This is a genomic window from Draconibacterium sp. IB214405 (genome assembly GCF_033963885.1).
GTDB lineage: Bacteria > Bacteroidota > Bacteroidia > Bacteroidales > Prolixibacteraceae > Draconibacterium.
Genome location: NZ_JAXBMA010000005.1, coordinates 126,422 through 142,606, shown reverse-complemented (window position 1 = coordinate 142,606; position 16,185 = coordinate 126,422). Strand labels below are relative to the sequence as shown.

General features: G+C 42.8%; 14 protein-coding genes. 6 read left to right on the top strand and 8 right to left on the bottom strand.

What is annotated here, in order from left to right; all coding sequences use genetic code 11:
• Positions 1-146: 146 nt before the first annotated feature.
• On the bottom strand, positions 147-611 hold the full coding sequence (locus SLH46_RS18090) for a hypothetical protein (protein ID WP_320282624.1): 465 nt from the start codon (positions 609-611) through the stop codon (positions 147-149).
• Positions 612-716: 105 nt separating this feature from the next.
• Here SLH46_RS18090 and SLH46_RS18085 point away from each other — a divergent pair, with 105 nt between their 5' ends.
• The 4 genes from SLH46_RS18085 to SLH46_RS18070 all read left to right on the top strand — a co-directional run bounded on the left by SLH46_RS18085 (position 717) and on the right by SLH46_RS18070 (position 3,580).
• Positions 717-1,292 (top strand): Crp/Fnr family transcriptional regulator, encoded by a 576-nt coding sequence (locus SLH46_RS18085; protein ID WP_320282623.1) that lies wholly within the window; start codon positions 717-719, stop codon positions 1,290-1,292.
• Positions 1,293-1,386: 94 nt separating this feature from the next.
• Positions 1,387-1,995: a YceI family protein gene (locus SLH46_RS18080; RefSeq protein WP_320282622.1), complete on the top strand. Its 609-nt coding sequence runs from the start codon at positions 1,387-1,389 to the stop codon at positions 1,993-1,995.
• Between the two features lie 281 nt (positions 1,996-2,276).
• Positions 2,277-2,993 (top strand): pirin family protein, encoded by a 717-nt coding sequence (locus tag SLH46_RS18075; RefSeq protein ID WP_320282621.1) that lies wholly within the window; start codon positions 2,277-2,279, stop codon positions 2,991-2,993.
• Positions 2,994-3,025: 32 nt separating this feature from the next.
• Positions 3,026-3,580 (top strand): nitroreductase family protein, encoded by a 555-nt coding sequence (locus SLH46_RS18070; protein WP_320282620.1) that lies wholly within the window; start codon positions 3,026-3,028, stop codon positions 3,578-3,580.
• Positions 3,581-4,242: 662 nt separating this feature from the next.
• On the opposite strand, the gene SLH46_RS18065 is transcribed toward SLH46_RS18070, so the two are convergent.
• The 4 genes from SLH46_RS18065 to SLH46_RS18050 all read right to left on the bottom strand — a co-directional run bounded on the left by SLH46_RS18065 (position 4,243) and on the right by SLH46_RS18050 (position 7,539).
• Positions 4,243-4,980, bottom strand: a complete 738-nt coding sequence (locus SLH46_RS18065) for a 3-keto-disaccharide hydrolase (protein ID WP_320282619.1) — start codon at positions 4,978-4,980, stop codon at positions 4,243-4,245.
• Between the two features lie 126 nt (positions 4,981-5,106).
• Positions 5,107-5,271, bottom strand: a complete 165-nt coding sequence (locus SLH46_RS18060) for a hypothetical protein (RefSeq protein WP_320282618.1) — start codon at positions 5,269-5,271, stop codon at positions 5,107-5,109.
• A gap of 92 nt (positions 5,272-5,363) precedes the next feature.
• Positions 5,364-6,818, bottom strand: coding sequence for an NAD(P)/FAD-dependent oxidoreductase (locus tag SLH46_RS18055; RefSeq protein ID WP_320282617.1), 1,455 nt, complete (start codon positions 6,816-6,818; stop codon positions 5,364-5,366).
• 118 nt (positions 6,819-6,936) lie between these two features.
• Complete coding sequence (locus tag SLH46_RS18050; RefSeq protein ID WP_320282616.1) at positions 6,937-7,539, bottom strand: class I SAM-dependent methyltransferase; 603 nt, start codon at positions 7,537-7,539, stop codon at positions 6,937-6,939.
• Positions 7,540-9,434: 1,895 nt separating this feature from the next.
• On the opposite strand from SLH46_RS18050, the gene SLH46_RS18045 reads away from it, so the two are divergent.
• Together SLH46_RS18045 and SLH46_RS18040 are read left to right on the top strand one after the other, a co-directional pair.
• Positions 9,435-9,872: a phosphate-starvation-inducible PsiE family protein gene (locus SLH46_RS18045; RefSeq protein ID WP_320282615.1), complete on the top strand. Its 438-nt coding sequence runs from the start codon at positions 9,435-9,437 to the stop codon at positions 9,870-9,872.
• Positions 9,873-11,079: 1,207 nt separating this feature from the next.
• Complete coding sequence (locus SLH46_RS18040; RefSeq protein ID WP_320282614.1) at positions 11,080-11,742, top strand: hypothetical protein; 663 nt, start codon at positions 11,080-11,082, stop codon at positions 11,740-11,742.
• A gap of 166 nt (positions 11,743-11,908) precedes the next feature.
• Here the strand turns inward: SLH46_RS18040 and SLH46_RS18035 are convergent, their stop codons facing one another.
• The 3 genes from SLH46_RS18035 to SLH46_RS18025 form a co-directional block, all read right to left on the bottom strand.
• Positions 11,909-13,228, bottom strand: coding sequence for a citrate (Si)-synthase (locus SLH46_RS18035; protein ID WP_320282613.1), 1,320 nt, complete (start codon positions 13,226-13,228; stop codon positions 11,909-11,911).
• A gap of 130 nt (positions 13,229-13,358) precedes the next feature.
• Entirely contained in the window at positions 13,359-14,624 is a 1,266-nt protein-coding gene (icd, locus tag SLH46_RS18030) for an NADP-dependent isocitrate dehydrogenase (RefSeq protein ID WP_320282612.1), read from the bottom strand.
• Positions 14,625-14,724: 100 nt separating this feature from the next.
• Positions 14,725-15,951, bottom strand: a complete 1,227-nt coding sequence (locus SLH46_RS18025; protein ID WP_320282611.1) for an isocitrate dehydrogenase (NADP(+)) — start codon at positions 15,949-15,951, stop codon at positions 14,725-14,727.
• Positions 15,952-16,185 lie beyond the last annotated feature (234 nt).

Sequence of the window (16,185 nt, the reverse complement as noted above, 5' to 3'; positions counted from 1 at the left end):
TTAGACGGAGTTGGATGAGGAATTTTTTGAAGACCAATCTGAATTGGAGTTCCAAAAACTGAAGAAGCTGGTTTGATTAAAGTAAAAAAGCCTTCTCGCAACAAGAAAGCTTTTACAATATCTTTTATGAAGAAGGTTGAAAGCAGTTATCTAATAAAACTTACTTCCCAGTTGCCCGGCTCGTAAAATTCTATTTCAAAATTATTGATCATTTGAGCCATGCTATTGAATGGATTTGTGAAATTGTTTGAAGGACAGAAAAGGGTAAACTTGGCAGGGAAATTAAGTTGATCATAACCTTTTTTTCTTCCCAGCTGATAGGGAACTCCGTTCGTTGGAGAAATTTGTGTTTCCTTCGGTAAGTTTCTCGATCCATAGGTTACACAGAATACCACCTTGTTTCCGTTACCTTTTTTCGTAACAATGTATTTAATTGTCGGAGCTTTTTTGAGCACCTTGTAGGGTACTTCTTCTTCCATGGTAAGATCTGAAACGGAATTGTGCTCCGTTACCTGAGTTACGAGTTGTGTTGTTTTTGTTGAATCGACTTCTTGAGAATTGGATTGAAAACAAAAAAGAATAAGTGGTAAAATAAGTAGTAAAGTTCTCATAGTATGAAGGTTTAAAGTTTTTTATGTTCAAACAAATATTATGCCAGTGTAACAGATTTATACGATACATTATTTGTTTTATTAATTTTACAGGAAATAAAATGCATGGAAGAATACGCCGTACTATATTCTTATTTCGAAAAAATAATAAATCGGGAGCTGACTGAAGCCGAAGAAGAGGAAATCTCGTCGGTGTTCAGAAAGGAAACTTTTAATAAAAAGCAGCGGATTTTTAATGCCGGCGAGAAAAATACGCGTCACTATTATATTGAAACAGGCTTGCTGCGCATGTATATTATCGACCAGAGCGGGAAGGAGTTTAATGTGCTTTTTGGTAAAGAACGGCAATGGCTGGGCGACCTTGGAACGCCTGCATCCACTTCCTACTTTTTAGAAACTGTGGAGAAAACTACTGCTTTTTCGATTTCGGAAGATGCATTTTCAATCCTTATGAATAAGTATCCCGACCTGGGAACTAATATCCGGCGTTCGTATATTTTCCTGCAAAAACGTTTTGTGGCCATTTTATCAAAAACTGCCGAAGAGAATTACGAGGAGCTTTTAACTAACGATCCCGACCTTGTTCAGCGCCTTCCGCAATACCATATTTCTTCTTATTTGGGAGTCACTCCCGTTTTCTTGAGTAAAATAATTGCAAAAAGAGTTAAAAAAAGAGACTAATAGGTATTTTATTAAACTAGTTTATTTTTTTGGTTTCATTTCCCCCGTATGTTTGCAGTATAAATTATTCGTAAACATTAAACAAAAAATGAAAATGAAAAAATTAACTACATTATTAGTACTTGCGATAACAATAACAACAGCAGGTTTTGCATCGAGCGTAGATGGCGATAAAGCAACATACAGTGTTGATACAAAAGCCAGCAAAGTATATTGGACAGGTAAAAAAGTTACCGGAGAACATACAGGTTACCTTAATTTAGCAGGTGGCGAAGTATTTGTTGAGGGTAACGATGTAACCGGCGCTAACTTAAGTTTGGATTTAACTTCAATTGAAGTAACCGATCTTCAGGGCGAGTGGAAAGACAAATTGGTGGGTCACTTAAAATCAGACGATTTCTTTTCGGTAGAAAAGCACCCGGTTGGGAACTTCAAAATTACTTCAGTGAAAAATGACAAAGTAACCGGGGACTTAACCATTAAAGGTATCACCAACGAGGTGTCGTTTCCTGCAGAAATAAAAGTTGACGGTAAAACCTTATCGGCATCGGGTACTGCATCGATCGACCGTACAAAATGGGATATCAAATATAATTCAGGTAGCTTCTTCAGCGATCTTGGTGATAACATGATCAAAGATGAATTCGAAATCAAATTCGAATTGAAAGCAACTGCCAGCGAAGGAGTGACTTCAAGCAAATAAAAAGATTTAAGCCAGAGGGGAACAATAATACAATTAAGGTTCGTTTAAGAGGGATTAGTGAGGATTTCGAGATGGAGGGAACCTTTGCCGGTGTCTGAAAATGCGAAAGCATAGCCGGGCACCGGCATTTTTTTTAAGAAGTTTTCTAAATTATTTTATCTGACCCCTAAATCCCCCGGAGGGGGACAATTCCTCTCCGCCGGCTGGCGGAAGGTTAGGAGGGGTGAAAAGCCAGAGCAGTTAATTCCCGGATAACATGAATATTTAAAGAAAAGAAAGCAATGAATACAATTTTATACAAAGCCGATTCAAGAGGATACGCCAATCACGGTTGGCTGGAGGCAAGGCACAGTTTTAGTTTTGCGAATTATTTCGATCGCGAGCGAATGAATTTTGGGGTGCTGCGTGTATTAAACGACGATGCCATTGCCGGAGGACAGGGTTTTGGAACGCACCCGCATGACAATATGGAAATAATTACCATACCGTTGGAAGGCGATCTGGAACACAAAGACAACATGGGCAACCAGGCTGTTATTCACTCGGGCGATGTGCAGGTGATGAGTGCCGGAACAGGTGTTTACCACAGCGAGTTTAACCATCATCCGGATAAAACACTAAAACTTTTCCAGATCTGGCTGTTCCCGAACAAACAAAATGTACAACCGCGCTACGATCAGATCTCCATTCGCGATGTGGCCGAAAAGAATAAATTGTACCAGGTGCTTTCGCCCAATCCCGACGATCAGGGGGTGTGGATTCACCAGGATGCGTGGTTTATGTTGGGTAATTACGATGCCGGTAAAACGGATTCGTATACCGTTAAAAACCCTGGAAACGGAATTTATGTAATGGTGATCGAAGGAGAAGTGAACATTTCGGGGAATGAATTGTCGAAACGAGATGCGATAGGAATATGGGATGTTGAATCGATTGATATTAGTGCAACATCGGATGCACGGATCTTATTGATGGATCTGCCCATGCAAATTCGCTAAAAGTAAATCAGATCAAGAGGAATATGGAAGTTATGACAAAATACGATATCCATCCCTTACTGGAGAAAAGATGGAGTCCGCGGGCATTTTCACCGGAGCCCATTGCCGAAGAGGCTATAAATGAAATTTTTAATGCTGCCTCGTGGGCTGCCAGTGCCATGAATGAGCAACCCTGGCAATATGTTTATGCTATGCGTGGCACGCCGGGATTTGAAGCCCTTTGGGACTGTCTGGCCACGGGTAACAAACCCTGGACAAAACAGGCGGCGGTGTTATTCGTTGCCATAAAAATAGATACGTTTTCCGATAACGGAAATCCAAATAAATGGGCCATGCACGATGTGGGGATGGCCAATGCACAGTTGCTGCTTCAGGCAGCCAGCAAAGATATTTACGGGCACTTAATGGCCGGTTTTGGCAGCCGGATGGTAAAAGAGGTTTTGCAGCTGGGTGAGAATCTTACTCCGGTTTGTATGGGAGCTTTGGGCTATTTAGGCGATGCCGATTTGCTGGATGAACCATACCGGTCGAGAGAAAAAGCACCGCGCAAAAGAAAAGAATTAAAAGAATTCGTGAGGAAGATTTAAAATCAATCGCGCGAAATTTGCGGAGAAGAAAATATAGCTTACTCAAAAAATTTCAAGATTATATTAAGTCACCTACCAAAAGAAAGATGCTATTGTCTTATCAGACGGATTTTACTATTTGGCTTAGCCCAAATAGTAAATATGAGGAAGGCATTTCCGAAGCAAGGCTGCGCCCGCTTCCCTCGGAAAAGCTACGCGATGCCGGCTAAAATTCCTGAAACTCGTCGTACCTCCTCAAACATCAGTGATTTTTTAACGCCGTCACCTCTTGTTTTCCGGCTCACCGGACGAGGCCGGGCTCCGATGTCGCTGACGTTGCAAAACGTCGACGGCCTCTTTTGGTATTTGCCCGGAGTTGAAGTAAAACCTTAATGAGAGCGGGAAGCTCCGAGGAATCGAGGAGATCACCCGTCCGAATTTAGGTTTTATAAAACGTAGGGGAAGGACCAAAAGCAGCCTTGTCTTTTTTGCTTCGTTTTTGTGGCAAGACAAAAATGAAGGCCTCCGGCAGGAAAAATAAAAATTGACTTACTGCACTTAAATTATACTCCATCGGGTTTTTATACTGATCTTTTAAAATCGATCTCAGGTTAGAGTTTCATAAAAAATCCCGACCTGTTTCAGGCCGGGATTTATTTTGGTTTAAATTAAGCGTGTCTTTTTTATAATTTCCTGATTTTAATGTTTCGGAACCATACCGTATAACCGTGGTCCTGCAAACCGATAAAACCTTCTTTTGAAATTCCTTCCTGGAAACCTTCAAAGTTTTTGAATTTGCTGTTTTCCACCAGTTGGTCCCACTCATCGCTCCAGTGGCTGTACTTCACCACTTCAGTACCGTTCATCGAAACTGTAACTTGTCCGTCTTTTAGTTTTATTACACATGTATTCCATTCGCCAGCCGGATTAACAGTTGAAGGATCGGCGGCAATCATGTCGTACAACGAACCGGCCAGATGACTGTCAACTTTATTGTCGGTAGCATCTTTATTGTCGAGCACCTGAATCTCGGGAGCTGCATAATAAATTGGTTTTCCGGGCACCTCCCTTACATTGTAGAAAATTCCGGAGTTGGCCATTTTTCCGGCTTTCCAGTCAATCGAGAATTCAAAATCCTTGTACTTCTCGTTCTGGAAAATAATATCGCCATTGGCTCCCTGTCCCGGCTCTTTACCTTCTCCGGTAAAAACTTTCATGGCATCATCTTCGATCACCCAGTTGGCAGGCATGGCCGTTCCGTTACATTGACGCCAGCCGTCGAAATTTTTGCCGTTAAACAGCAAAACCCAGCCGTCTTTTTTTTCTTGCGACGACAGTTTGTTTGCTTTCTTCGAGAACGCTGGACTGGCAATCAACAATGCAGCCATCACAGCGAAACTGTAAAAAATACTTTTTCTCATGATAATTTTATTGAAATTTCGGTTTAATTGATATGCCATAAAGATAGCAAAAACAATCACTGCCTGCCACGATGAACAGGCTTTCTTTCAATAAGTACTTTTATCGCAAATTCGCTTAGCAGAAAATTAGGAGTGTCCTTTTACCACTATTTTCATGATCTTCAGGTTCAATCTGAAAAAGTTATAGAGCTGAACCGGGAAAAATGTTCGCCAGAATCTGGTCGAACGCGTGGGAATTGGCGGATAGAATTCGTCTTTATAAGCTGTGGTTAATCTATTTTGTTTTTCCATGATTTATATTTTAGTTTCGAGTCGCTAGCTACTAGCCGCTAGTCAGAATTTTATTTATTTGAAATCAATCCTTCGGTCCTTCAGTCCTTCAACTATTCCGGTAATAACCACCAGAACGGATAACCTTTGGCTTTGTGCAGAAACATGTAATGCAGGAAGAGTTTTATCCAGTGCCCTGCGGTACCGATCTCGCCAACAGTTGAGTTGATGTTGCGGCCCCATTCCGGGTATTTCTCCCAGTCGGGAACCACGGGAGACACGGTCATTGTAGCACCCAGGCCTTTGGTTAAACTGTACCCGGCCGAAACGATACATGCAGCTCCCATTCGTCCCATGTTGGCTGTGTGTTTATGCTCGAACGATCCTTTTTTAATTCCCTCGGCAATATTCTCTGCCACGATCTTTCCGATAACTCCCGATGGCATTCCGGTGCGTGGGGGAGCCGGGAAAATCGCCCGTCCACTAGGACTTTTCATCGGTTTTGATATGGAGTGGGGTGGTGCAAAAGCAATTCCTGTGGCATACATATTTGCGTAAGCCGGACTTTGATAGGTTTGTGGCCAGTCGTTAATGCTCCATTCCTCAAAAGGTTTTGGTGTGTAATCGGCATCTACTTTCATAAAACCGTTGGGAGCAAAAACTTTCGCGGTAATGTCTTCGCCCTGTTTGTCGAAGGCTTTAAAAGGCTGTCCCGAAAAGCCGGGAATCAGCATGGCAAAGTCGAACTCGATGGATTTTTCCTCGCCGTCAAGAGTCTCATAATATGCTTTTCCCGGATCGATTTTATAAACGCCGGCACGTTTTATCCATTTTATATTGTTCTCGGCAAATACCGATTCGGTGAAAACTTTAGTCGAAGTAACGTAACCGCCACGTTTAACAAAAGCACCTCCCATACCAAAATCGCCCACTTCGTATTCGTTCGATATCCAGGTTATTTCGGCAAGATGCAACAACTTGCGTCGTTTTAGCTCGAAAGCAATGTTCAGCGCGTATTCAAAAGCCGCTCCCTGGCAGGTGGCCATGGCATGACCGGTACCGATGAGGAAACGCTGCTTTTCACCCTTTTTCATTTTTTCGATGCTCTTCTCCAGTTCTTCCCAGGCGTGTGCAGCATGATCGTACGAACATACCGAAACCGTGTTTTGGCCCGGTCCCAATCCCTCCGTTCCACCAAAATTGAGTTTTGGCCCGGTGGCGTTTACCAGGTAATCGTACTCCACTTTTCCGGTTTTGCCGCGTTTATCTTCCGAGGTGTATTCAATGTCGACAAAAGCGGTATCGGACGACGTATCGCCTTCAGGATGGATGGCGGTTGCTTTGGCCTGGTGGAACTCGATGTCCCAGCGTTTGTATACTTTGTGTAATTTAAAACGGACCTGGTCGATGCTCATACGGCCAACACCCACCCATATATTCGATGGTATCCATTGGTAATACTGGCTGGGAGAAACAACGATTACCTCGTGTTTATTGCCCAATTTTTTCTTGAGAAATGCTGCTGCGGTGTGTCCGGAAATTCCGGCGCCGAGGACGACTACCTTCATAAGATCAGATTTTTGAGTTTTGCTAATTAAACAAAAGTTCACCTCTGAAGGTTTCGTTTTTCGGGGGCGTAAAATAATGTTATTGAGCAGTTTGTGTGATCTGTGTTACATGTTTGCATTATGCAGGTGGTAAACATTTGGTCTCTTTGAGTTTGCAAACCACATGGTGTTTGTTCTCGCTGCAAACGCACAAAAGTCCCGAGGCCTTAATTTTCTCGAGTGTTTCAGCCCGTGACTGATGCCCGTCTTCAATAACGATAATTCCGTGAAACATAACAATGCGTGCCAGTTCGCGGATCAATTCAGTCGGTTGCTCGATCATATGAAACATATCGAGGGCGTAAACCACATCGGCAATGCGATTGGGCAGGGCACACGAATAACCATCTGCCTGAAGGGCTTCCACGTTGGTGAGCCCGTGTTTTTCAATTTTGCGGTTTACGTTGCTGATGGCCATGGGATGTATATCGATGGCAAATACTTTTCCGTTGGGACCAACCGTTTCCGAGGCATTTTTTACATAACGTGCCGGACCGCAACCGTAGTCAACAACAATTTGTCCTTCTTTTAAAGGTAGCCGGCTAAAGTTTCGCTCCGACTGCCCAACAAAAAGATCGCTGATTTTCATGGCAAATTCCATCAGTTTAAAACCGATGTTTGGAATATTCTCGTGGCCGTAGCCGGTAATTCTGTTAAGGTGTACTGTGTGTGTAGTTTCCATTATTTCTATTGTTTTTTGTTTTTGGCTGCAACAAAGTTAGGGATGTGTATGAAAATGAAATTGTTTTTTGGTTGAACGGGGGAGTTTTATCGGTGAACAGGTTTTGTGTGGTGGTTTGAATGGATATATGTAAAGATATTGATGTTGAGGGCTAAAGCCAGGTAATGATGATGGTGTTTAACCCCAGGCTTAAGCCTGGGGTTAGTGAGTATGGTCGATTAAGCGGTGCAATCGGGTAGTTGCTCGGGCTTGTTGGTAGTTTGCACCGCAATTGTGAAGAGATTGCTTCTCCGTCAGTTGACGGATCGCAATGACGATGTGATGTAGTAGAATAGGGCAGCGGACAATGAACTAATTCATTCAGGCACGATTCACGACTGTCCGCTGCCTTGTACCAATAATATATGTGTCATTGCGATACCGGTGAGTGAAACGAATCGGGAGAAGCAATCTGTAAGCACTACATCAAAGTTGCCGACCGATCTTTACAACTGTTTCCCCTCGCGAGGGGAAATGGCTACAGCCAAAGGGGTAAGGTTTTGTTAAAGAATAACAAGGAAATTGCCCTTCTCCCCAAGGAAATCATAGATATTTCCTAAGGGATTGCTTCCGTTACTTAGGGAATATCTATTATCCCCAAGGTAATTATCGTTCTCCCCTTGGTAATTGCTCTTCTACCCAAGGGAATCATAGAGATTACCTAAGGGATTGCTCTTATTACTTAGGAAATATCTATTATCCCCAAGGTAATTATCCTTATTACCTCAGTAATAATCGTTCTCCCCAAGGGGATTATTACACCGAAAAGGGCTGAACTCCTTTGTTGACGGGGATTTGTGAGATTGCTTCTCTTGTTCCTTGCTCGCAGTTGCAAATTATACCACCCCACCGCTGTAAACGCGGTACCCCCCTCCTGAACCCCCATTGTTGGCCAGCACACAAGCCTTACTCTGACATTTCCCCCAATTGGGGGAAACAATAAGGAATAGTTGATTTCTTGGAGGGGAAATTGGGCTTTTAGTCGATCGGTTTTGTAGATTAGGTAATATTTGTAGCATGAACGTTTCTCCTCCTTCCAGGAGGAGTACGCCCCGACGAGTCGGGGCGGGAGGTGGTGTCGAATCTCCCTGGTGTCGTCCCGCCGGGACTTTGACTTGTGTTTACGTTTTGTTTTACCGGTTTATCGTCCCTAACGGGACTTTTTCATCCATAGATTACGGAAGCGAAGCTAACCCCGGAGGGGTGAAATGTCTGTAGCCCCGTCTTTTAAGGCGGGGTAATGAGCGCAGCGAATAATGCGGTGCAATTGGGGTCGTTGTTCGGGCTTGTTAGTCGCTTGCACCGCAATTGTGAAGAGATTGCTTCTCCGTCAGTTGACGGATCGCAATGACGATGTGCTGTAGTAGAATAGGGCAGCGGACAATGAACTAATTCATTGCGGCACGACTCACTTCTGTCCGCTGCCTGATATTGTAACTAAATGTGTCATTGCGATACCGGTGAGTGAAACGAATCGGGAGAAGCAATCTGTAAGCACTTCATCAAAGTTGCCGACCGAACTTTACAGCTGTTTCCCCTCGCGAGGGGAAATGGCTACAGCCAAAGGGGTAATGTTTCATAATTTGCACTGCAATCTAATCCACCGAATTTTGTTGGTGTTGCTTTTTAAACATAAGATGGCTAAATTTAAGCTACTAAATGGTTAAGCCGTTGAAATTGAACCCAACTATTGGATTTAAGCACCAACTACATGTATGTACTGTAATCATCATGTATATGCAGTCGCTAAAAACAGATACGGATATATAGAAGAATTAAGCCTTAAATCAGAGAACATTACAAACAAAATAAATAAGAACACTTTTAAATATAGTGTAGAACTTTAACGACAACTTATGAATGTATTCCAAAAAATAATAAATATCGCAGAAAGGATAATAATTATAATCTTAATCGTATTTATGGTTATTGTGCTTATTATTTCTGCAGTTGAGGTAGGTATTGTTATTATACATGAGCTTACAAATCCAAATATGTCAAATGGTGCTATTATTAATATCGATGGATTATTGGACATTTTTGGTTTCTTTTTAACCGTATTAATTGGTTTAGAATTATTTGAAACAGTAAAATTATACTTAAAGGAGAATGTCTTTCATGGAGAAGTGATTCTCCTGGTGAGTCTTATTGCTGTTGCCCGAAAAGTAATAGTTCTTGATTACAGTAAGGAAGAACCATTGACTATTATTGCAATTTCAGCGCTGGTTGCAGCTATTTCTTTAGGTTACTATTTAATAAAAAAGACTATTAGACAGGATAAAGGAAATAACTAAGTGTCTGATAATTATTGATTTGCCTGGTAGCCCGATTGCTTTCATAAAAACTAATATTTTTAAAGCAATAAGAAACCAAATACCGGACAAAATAAAAATGGTATCCCCGCTCGCGCCTCCCGATGCAACAATCGGGACAGGCTCTTTAAAAAAAGGAGGACGCGGCTAAAGCCAGATTGCTTCTCCGTCAGTTGACGGATCGCAATGACGATGTGCTGTAGTAGAACAGGGCAGCGGGCAATGAACTAATTCATCCCGGCACGATTCACGACTGTCCGCTGCCTTGTACCTATAATATATGTGTCATTGCGATACCGGTGAGTGAAACGAATCGGGAGAAGCAATCCGACCCCATTCCGGCTGTTTTTATCCTGGAATAACAGGGAATAGTCATTCTTCCCTAAGGAATCATAGAGATTCTCTAAGGAATTGCCCTGCTGCCTTAGGGAATATCTATAATTCCAAAGGGAATTATATTTCTGACACAGGGAATTACTCCTCTTCCTTCAGGAACAATAGTTATTCTCTAAGGAATTGCTTTGATTCTATAGGGAATATCTATTATTCCCAAAGGAATTATCTTTCTTCCCGAGGGAATTGTTCTGCTTCCTTAAGGAATTAATTTGCTGCCAATGCGCGAAATCCTTTGCTGACGAGGGATTCCATCGCATGGTCGGTTAAGATAAGGCATTAGCCACACGATAAAATCGTGCGGCAGCGACAGAGATTGCTTCTCTCGTTCCTCGCTCGCAATGACGAGGTGCTGTAGTAGAACAGGGCAGCGGGCAATGAACTAATTCATCCCGGCACGATTCACGACTGTCCGCTGCCTTGTACCAATAATATATGTGTCATTGCGATACCGATGAGAGAAACGAATCGGGAGAAGCAATCTCCTTTAAAAAAGGAGGACGCGGCTGCTTAGTCCCCCTTGGCGAAGGGGGAATCAAAGGGGGATTGGCTGATCAGTTACTTGTTTTAACAATCGAATCCTCCGTCCGTCAACTGACGGACACCTCCTTTTAAAAAAAGAGGACGAGCAAGCCACCTAATCCGCCGGATTTTGTTTGGTTTTGCTTTTTAAACATAATATAGGTACATTTAAACCACTAAAATTTAAACCGTTCAATTCGCACCCTGAATTAGCAGCATCGACTATTTACAAGTCGTTATAACATGTTAGTTCAAAGCACATAATAAAAAATCTATGAAACAAAGCATCGTACTCCTAATCTTTACATTATTGGTTTTTGGTGGTTGTAAAACAAAGGAATCAATTACACAAAAAACTATTAGTTCACCAGAATTATCAGCCGATGAAATAAATACTAACCTGAAACAACTTACTATTGAATACAATCATTTGGTTGTGTCGAAGTATTTGGAAGTTATAGAACAAACGGGAGAAATTCCGCGGCTTGGATATTTAGATTGGGATCACGTGCAAACATACTGGGATAGTATTCCGGATTTAAACAGACTGAGAGACGATTTCGAGAATGCTAGTGTCGACTGGGTTAACTTCAAAAAGGAACACGATGACAATTATAAGCAAGCTTTAAGTCTTTATGAAAACGATAAAATAAAGCAAAAGGAATTTTTGTTCCGCACCTCAAATACAGACCAGAGCTTAACAAAGAAATATCCCTCAGAGTATAGAACTGTAAAAGGTTATCAAGCTGGTAAACTTGGCATAAGTAATCGAATTACTCTTAAATATATGATCGATGATTATGATTCAAAAGGTAAGTTATTCCCAATCAGCTGGATTCCCCAAAAGCACTTATACGAAATTGAAAATGATAGTACTATTCAAAAAATTTCAAACGAAATATTGACTTTAGAAAATATGTTAGAAGAACATGAATAGAAAATATTTGCAGGGCAAGTACAGTGGATAGCAACTTTGAAATTTCCTTTCCCTCTTTGGTGGATCTGTAATTGGTACCTTTGTTCCAACCAAACCGACATATTGGCACCATAAAAACAAAAAAGCCGGCAAAACCGGCTTCCTTTATTATATCTCGTTGCAAATTTTAGCAATCTGATTTTTTTCCTTCAGCTTGTTCTTTAAACCAGCTAAGCGGGTGCGAAGTCGGACGCTCGATCGGCATACCGTAAATACGGTCGTTAACCAACGATGCCAGTACTCCCAATGCACGCGATACACCAAACATTACGGTGTAGAAAGTGTATTCCTTAATTCCGTAGTGGTACAGCAACGAACCACTGTAAGCATCAACGTTTGGCCATGGATTTTTGATCTTTCCAACAGAACCCAAGATTGGAGGAACTACGCGGTACAACTGGTTAGCCAGGTTAATCATTTTATCGTCTTTGATGTACTTGTTGGCAAATTCCTGTTGCGCGGTAAAACGTGGGTCGGTTTTACGCAATACAGCGTGTCCGTATCCCGGAATTACACGACCACTCTCCAAAGTCTTTTTACAGTATTCAGCCACCTGCTCGTCGGTAGGCGTGTCGGTATCCAGTTCCTCGATCATTTCGAAGATCCAGAAAATAACATCTTGGTTGGCCAGTCCGTGTAATGGTCCGGCCAAACCAGTCATTGCAGCAGCGTAGCAGTAGTATGGATTACTTAAAGCAGAACCTACCAGGTGGGCTGTGTGTGCCGATACGTTTCCACCTTCGTGGTCGGCATGGATGATCATATACAGACGGAACAAACGACGAATATCTTCCGAGTCAAAACCCATCATATGCGCCAGGTTACCTGCCCAGTCTAAACGTGGGTTTGGCTCAATGTGGTCGCCGTTGTGGAACTGACGACGGTAAATGTAAGCTGCAATACGTGGTAAACGTGCAATCAGGTTCATTACGTCTTCGTAAGTGGCATCCCAGAAATATTTTTTGTTTACACCTGCACGGTATGCTTTCTGGAAAGTCGATTCGGTTGCCATCGAAAGGATCGCAGCGCTGAACTGTGTCATTGGCTTCGATGTTTTTGGCATCGCATCGATAACGTCGAAAGTATGTTGTGGTACGTGTGCACGTGTTGCCAGGTCTCTCGACAGGTTCAGTGCATCTTCCTGCGATGGGATCTCGCCGATCAGCATCAGGTAAAGCAGTCCTTCAGGAATTGGTTCGCCATCAGGATTTATTTTGGGAAGTTTTTCCTGCAATTCAGGAATGGTATATCCTTTAAAACGGATTCCCTCTTCCGGGTCGAGTTTTGATGTGTCGGTAACCAAAAGAGGTATACCTTTCATTCCGGTTAATACCTGGCCGAGTTTTACTTCTCCGAGAACCACATCGGCATGTTCACTTTTGAGTCTCTGGAACTCTTTCGCGCATTTATTCGCTTTCTGGTAAAATCTGTACTTAATGTATTCCATCTGTTATTGGTATTGATTATTAAACTTTTCTTTTAAAACTGTCATTTCGAATGAGCTGAGCGATAAATCTGTAGCGTTAGTGCTACTTTGTTAGAGATTTCTCCTCCTGCGTTGTCGAAATGACATGTCGTTAATGCATATTTTTAATTATGGCATCGGCAAACTCCGAAGTCGACAGCAGTGTAGCTCCTTCCATTTGCGCATGCAGATCGCTGGTAACTTTACGTTTTGCAAATACGTGTTCCAGTGCGTCGTAAACATGTTCGGCAGCTTCGGTCCATCCCATATATTCCAGCATCATTACCGCCGACAGGATCAACGATCCCGGGTTGGCTTTTCCGGTTCCTGCAATATTTGGTGCCGTTCCGTGTGTAGCTTCAAAAATGGCGTAACCACTTTGGTAGTTAATGTTGGCTCCGGGTGAAATTCCGATTCCGCCCACCATTGCTGCCAGCTGATCGGACACGTAATCGCCGTTCAGGTTCATGGTAGCAATTACGGAGTGATCCCACGGGTGCAACAACGACTCCTGCAAAAAGGCATCGGTGATACAATCTTTTACGATCACTTTTCCGGCTTTTTTAGCTTCTTCCAGTGCTTTGTTGGCATCCAGTTCGCCTTTGTCCTTTTTCAGGGCTTCGTACTGTCGCCAGGTAAAAGTCTGTTCGCCGAATTCATTTTCTGCCAGATCGTAGCTCCAGTTTTTAAAGGCACCCTCGGTAAATTTCATAATGTTTCCTTTATGAACGATGGTAACCGATGGCAACTGTCGGTCGATGGCATATTCGATAGCCGCGCGTGTTAAACGCTCCGATCCGTCTTTCGATATGGGTTTTACGCCAAACGACGACGACTCTGGAAAACGAACCTGTTCTACACCCATTTCGTTGATGAGGAAATCGCGGAACTTTTTCGTTTCTTCTTCGCCCATCATGTATTCGATACCGGCATAAATGTCTTCGGTGTTTTCGCGGAAAATGTGCATGTCCACCATCGACGGGTAACGGATAGGCGAGGGCACCCCTTTGAACCAACGCACCGGACGCACACAAACGTACAAATCGAGCGTTTGGCGCAAGGCCACGTTCAGCGAACGTATTCCGCCACCAACAGGTGTTTGCAGCGGGCCTTTTATACCGATGAGGTATTCTTTAAACGCTTCGATCGTTTCGTCGGGCAGGTAACTTCCGGTTTCGTGGTAAGCCTTTTCTCCGGCCAGCACTTCTTTCCATGTGATCTTTTTGCTCTCGCCGTAAGCTTTTGCCACGGCAGCATCGATCACCCGTTGAGAAGGGCCGCTAATGTCCTTTCCGATTCCGTCGCCTTCAATAAACGGAATGGTTGGATAATCCGGCACTACCAGCTTCCCGTTGATTATTTTGGTTTTTTCTGTCATATTTTATTTTTCATTGTCATTTCGAAGGAGGTAACGACTGAGAAATCTGTAGCTTCAAAGAGCTAATGAAACAGATTTCTCTCTGCGTTCGAAATGACAGTTAATTCAACTTTGCCTGTAAATTTTCGTCCAACGCTTCCAAAAACTGCTCTGTAGTTAAATAATGAGCTTCCTCCAATGCTTTTCCGTGAACGATCAATGCCAGGTCTTTTGTCATTTTCCCTGATTCTACGGTTTCAATACAAACCTGTTCCAACGCATGCGAAAAGTTTATCAATTCCTGGTTGTCATCCAGTTTGCCACGGAAAGCCAAACCTCGTGTCCATGCAAAAATCGATGCAATTGGATTTGTTGATGTTGGTTTTCCCTGCTGGTGCTGTCGATAGTGACGTGTTACCGTTCCGTGAGCTGCTTCGGCTTCCATGGTTTTTCCATCAGGAGTAACCAATGTTGAGGTCATTAATCCCAACGAACCAAAACCTTGCGCTACGGTGTCGCTTTGTACATCGCCGTCGTAGTTTTTACAAGCCCAAACAAATCCGCCTTCCCACTTCAGGGCGGCAGCTACCATATCGTCGATTAAACGGTGTTCGTACCAAATACCTTTGGCTTCAAATTTTTCTCTGTAATCATTTTCATACACCATCTGGAAAAGGTCTTTAAAGCGACCGTCGTAGGCTTTTAAGATAGTATTTTTAGTTGACATGTACAAAGGCCAGCCCTTGTCAAGCGCCTGATTCATACATGAATGAGCAAATCCGATGATTGATTCGTCGGTGTTGTACATGGCCATAGCCAGTCCGTTTCCTTCAAAATCGAAAACTTCGTGCGAAACGGGTTCGCTACCGTCTTCAGGTGTAAATGTTAAGGTAAGTTTTCCTTTTCCTTTGGTAAGGAAATCGGTAGCGCGATACTGGTCGCCAAAAGCGTGACGACCGATACAAATTGGCTGTTTCCAACCCGGTACCAAACGCGGAATATTCGAGATCATGATCGGCTCGCGGAATACGGTTCCACCTAAAATATTACGGATGGTTCCGTTTGGCGACTTCCACATCTTTTTCAAATCGAATTCTTCCACACGGGCTTCGTCGGGAGTGATGGTGGCACATTTTACCCCAACACCATATTTTTGGATGGCATGGGCTGCGTCTATCGTTATTTGGTCGTCGGTAGCATCGCGACTTTCCATTCCCAAATCGTAATATTTCAACTCGATATCAAGATAAGGAAGGATGAGTTTTTGTTTGATGAAATCCCAAATTACCCGGGTCATCTCATCACCGTCGAGCTCTACTACCGGATTTTGTACTTTAATCTTCTGCATGGTCGTATTAATTAATTTACTGGTTATAATTATTTTATGTGATGTTCTGATCTTGCGGCGAATAGTTGGCTTTACTTTCTTTTGTACTGAACCGGATTCGCCTTTCGTTATGTTTGTTTATAGTCCCCGGGCTGAAGCCCGGGGTTAATCATATTTTGTACTCAATTGTGATGATCATTGAAATAGGAAAATTCAAGGCGTGAACTAATTTGAATACCGGAACTTACTTTGGTA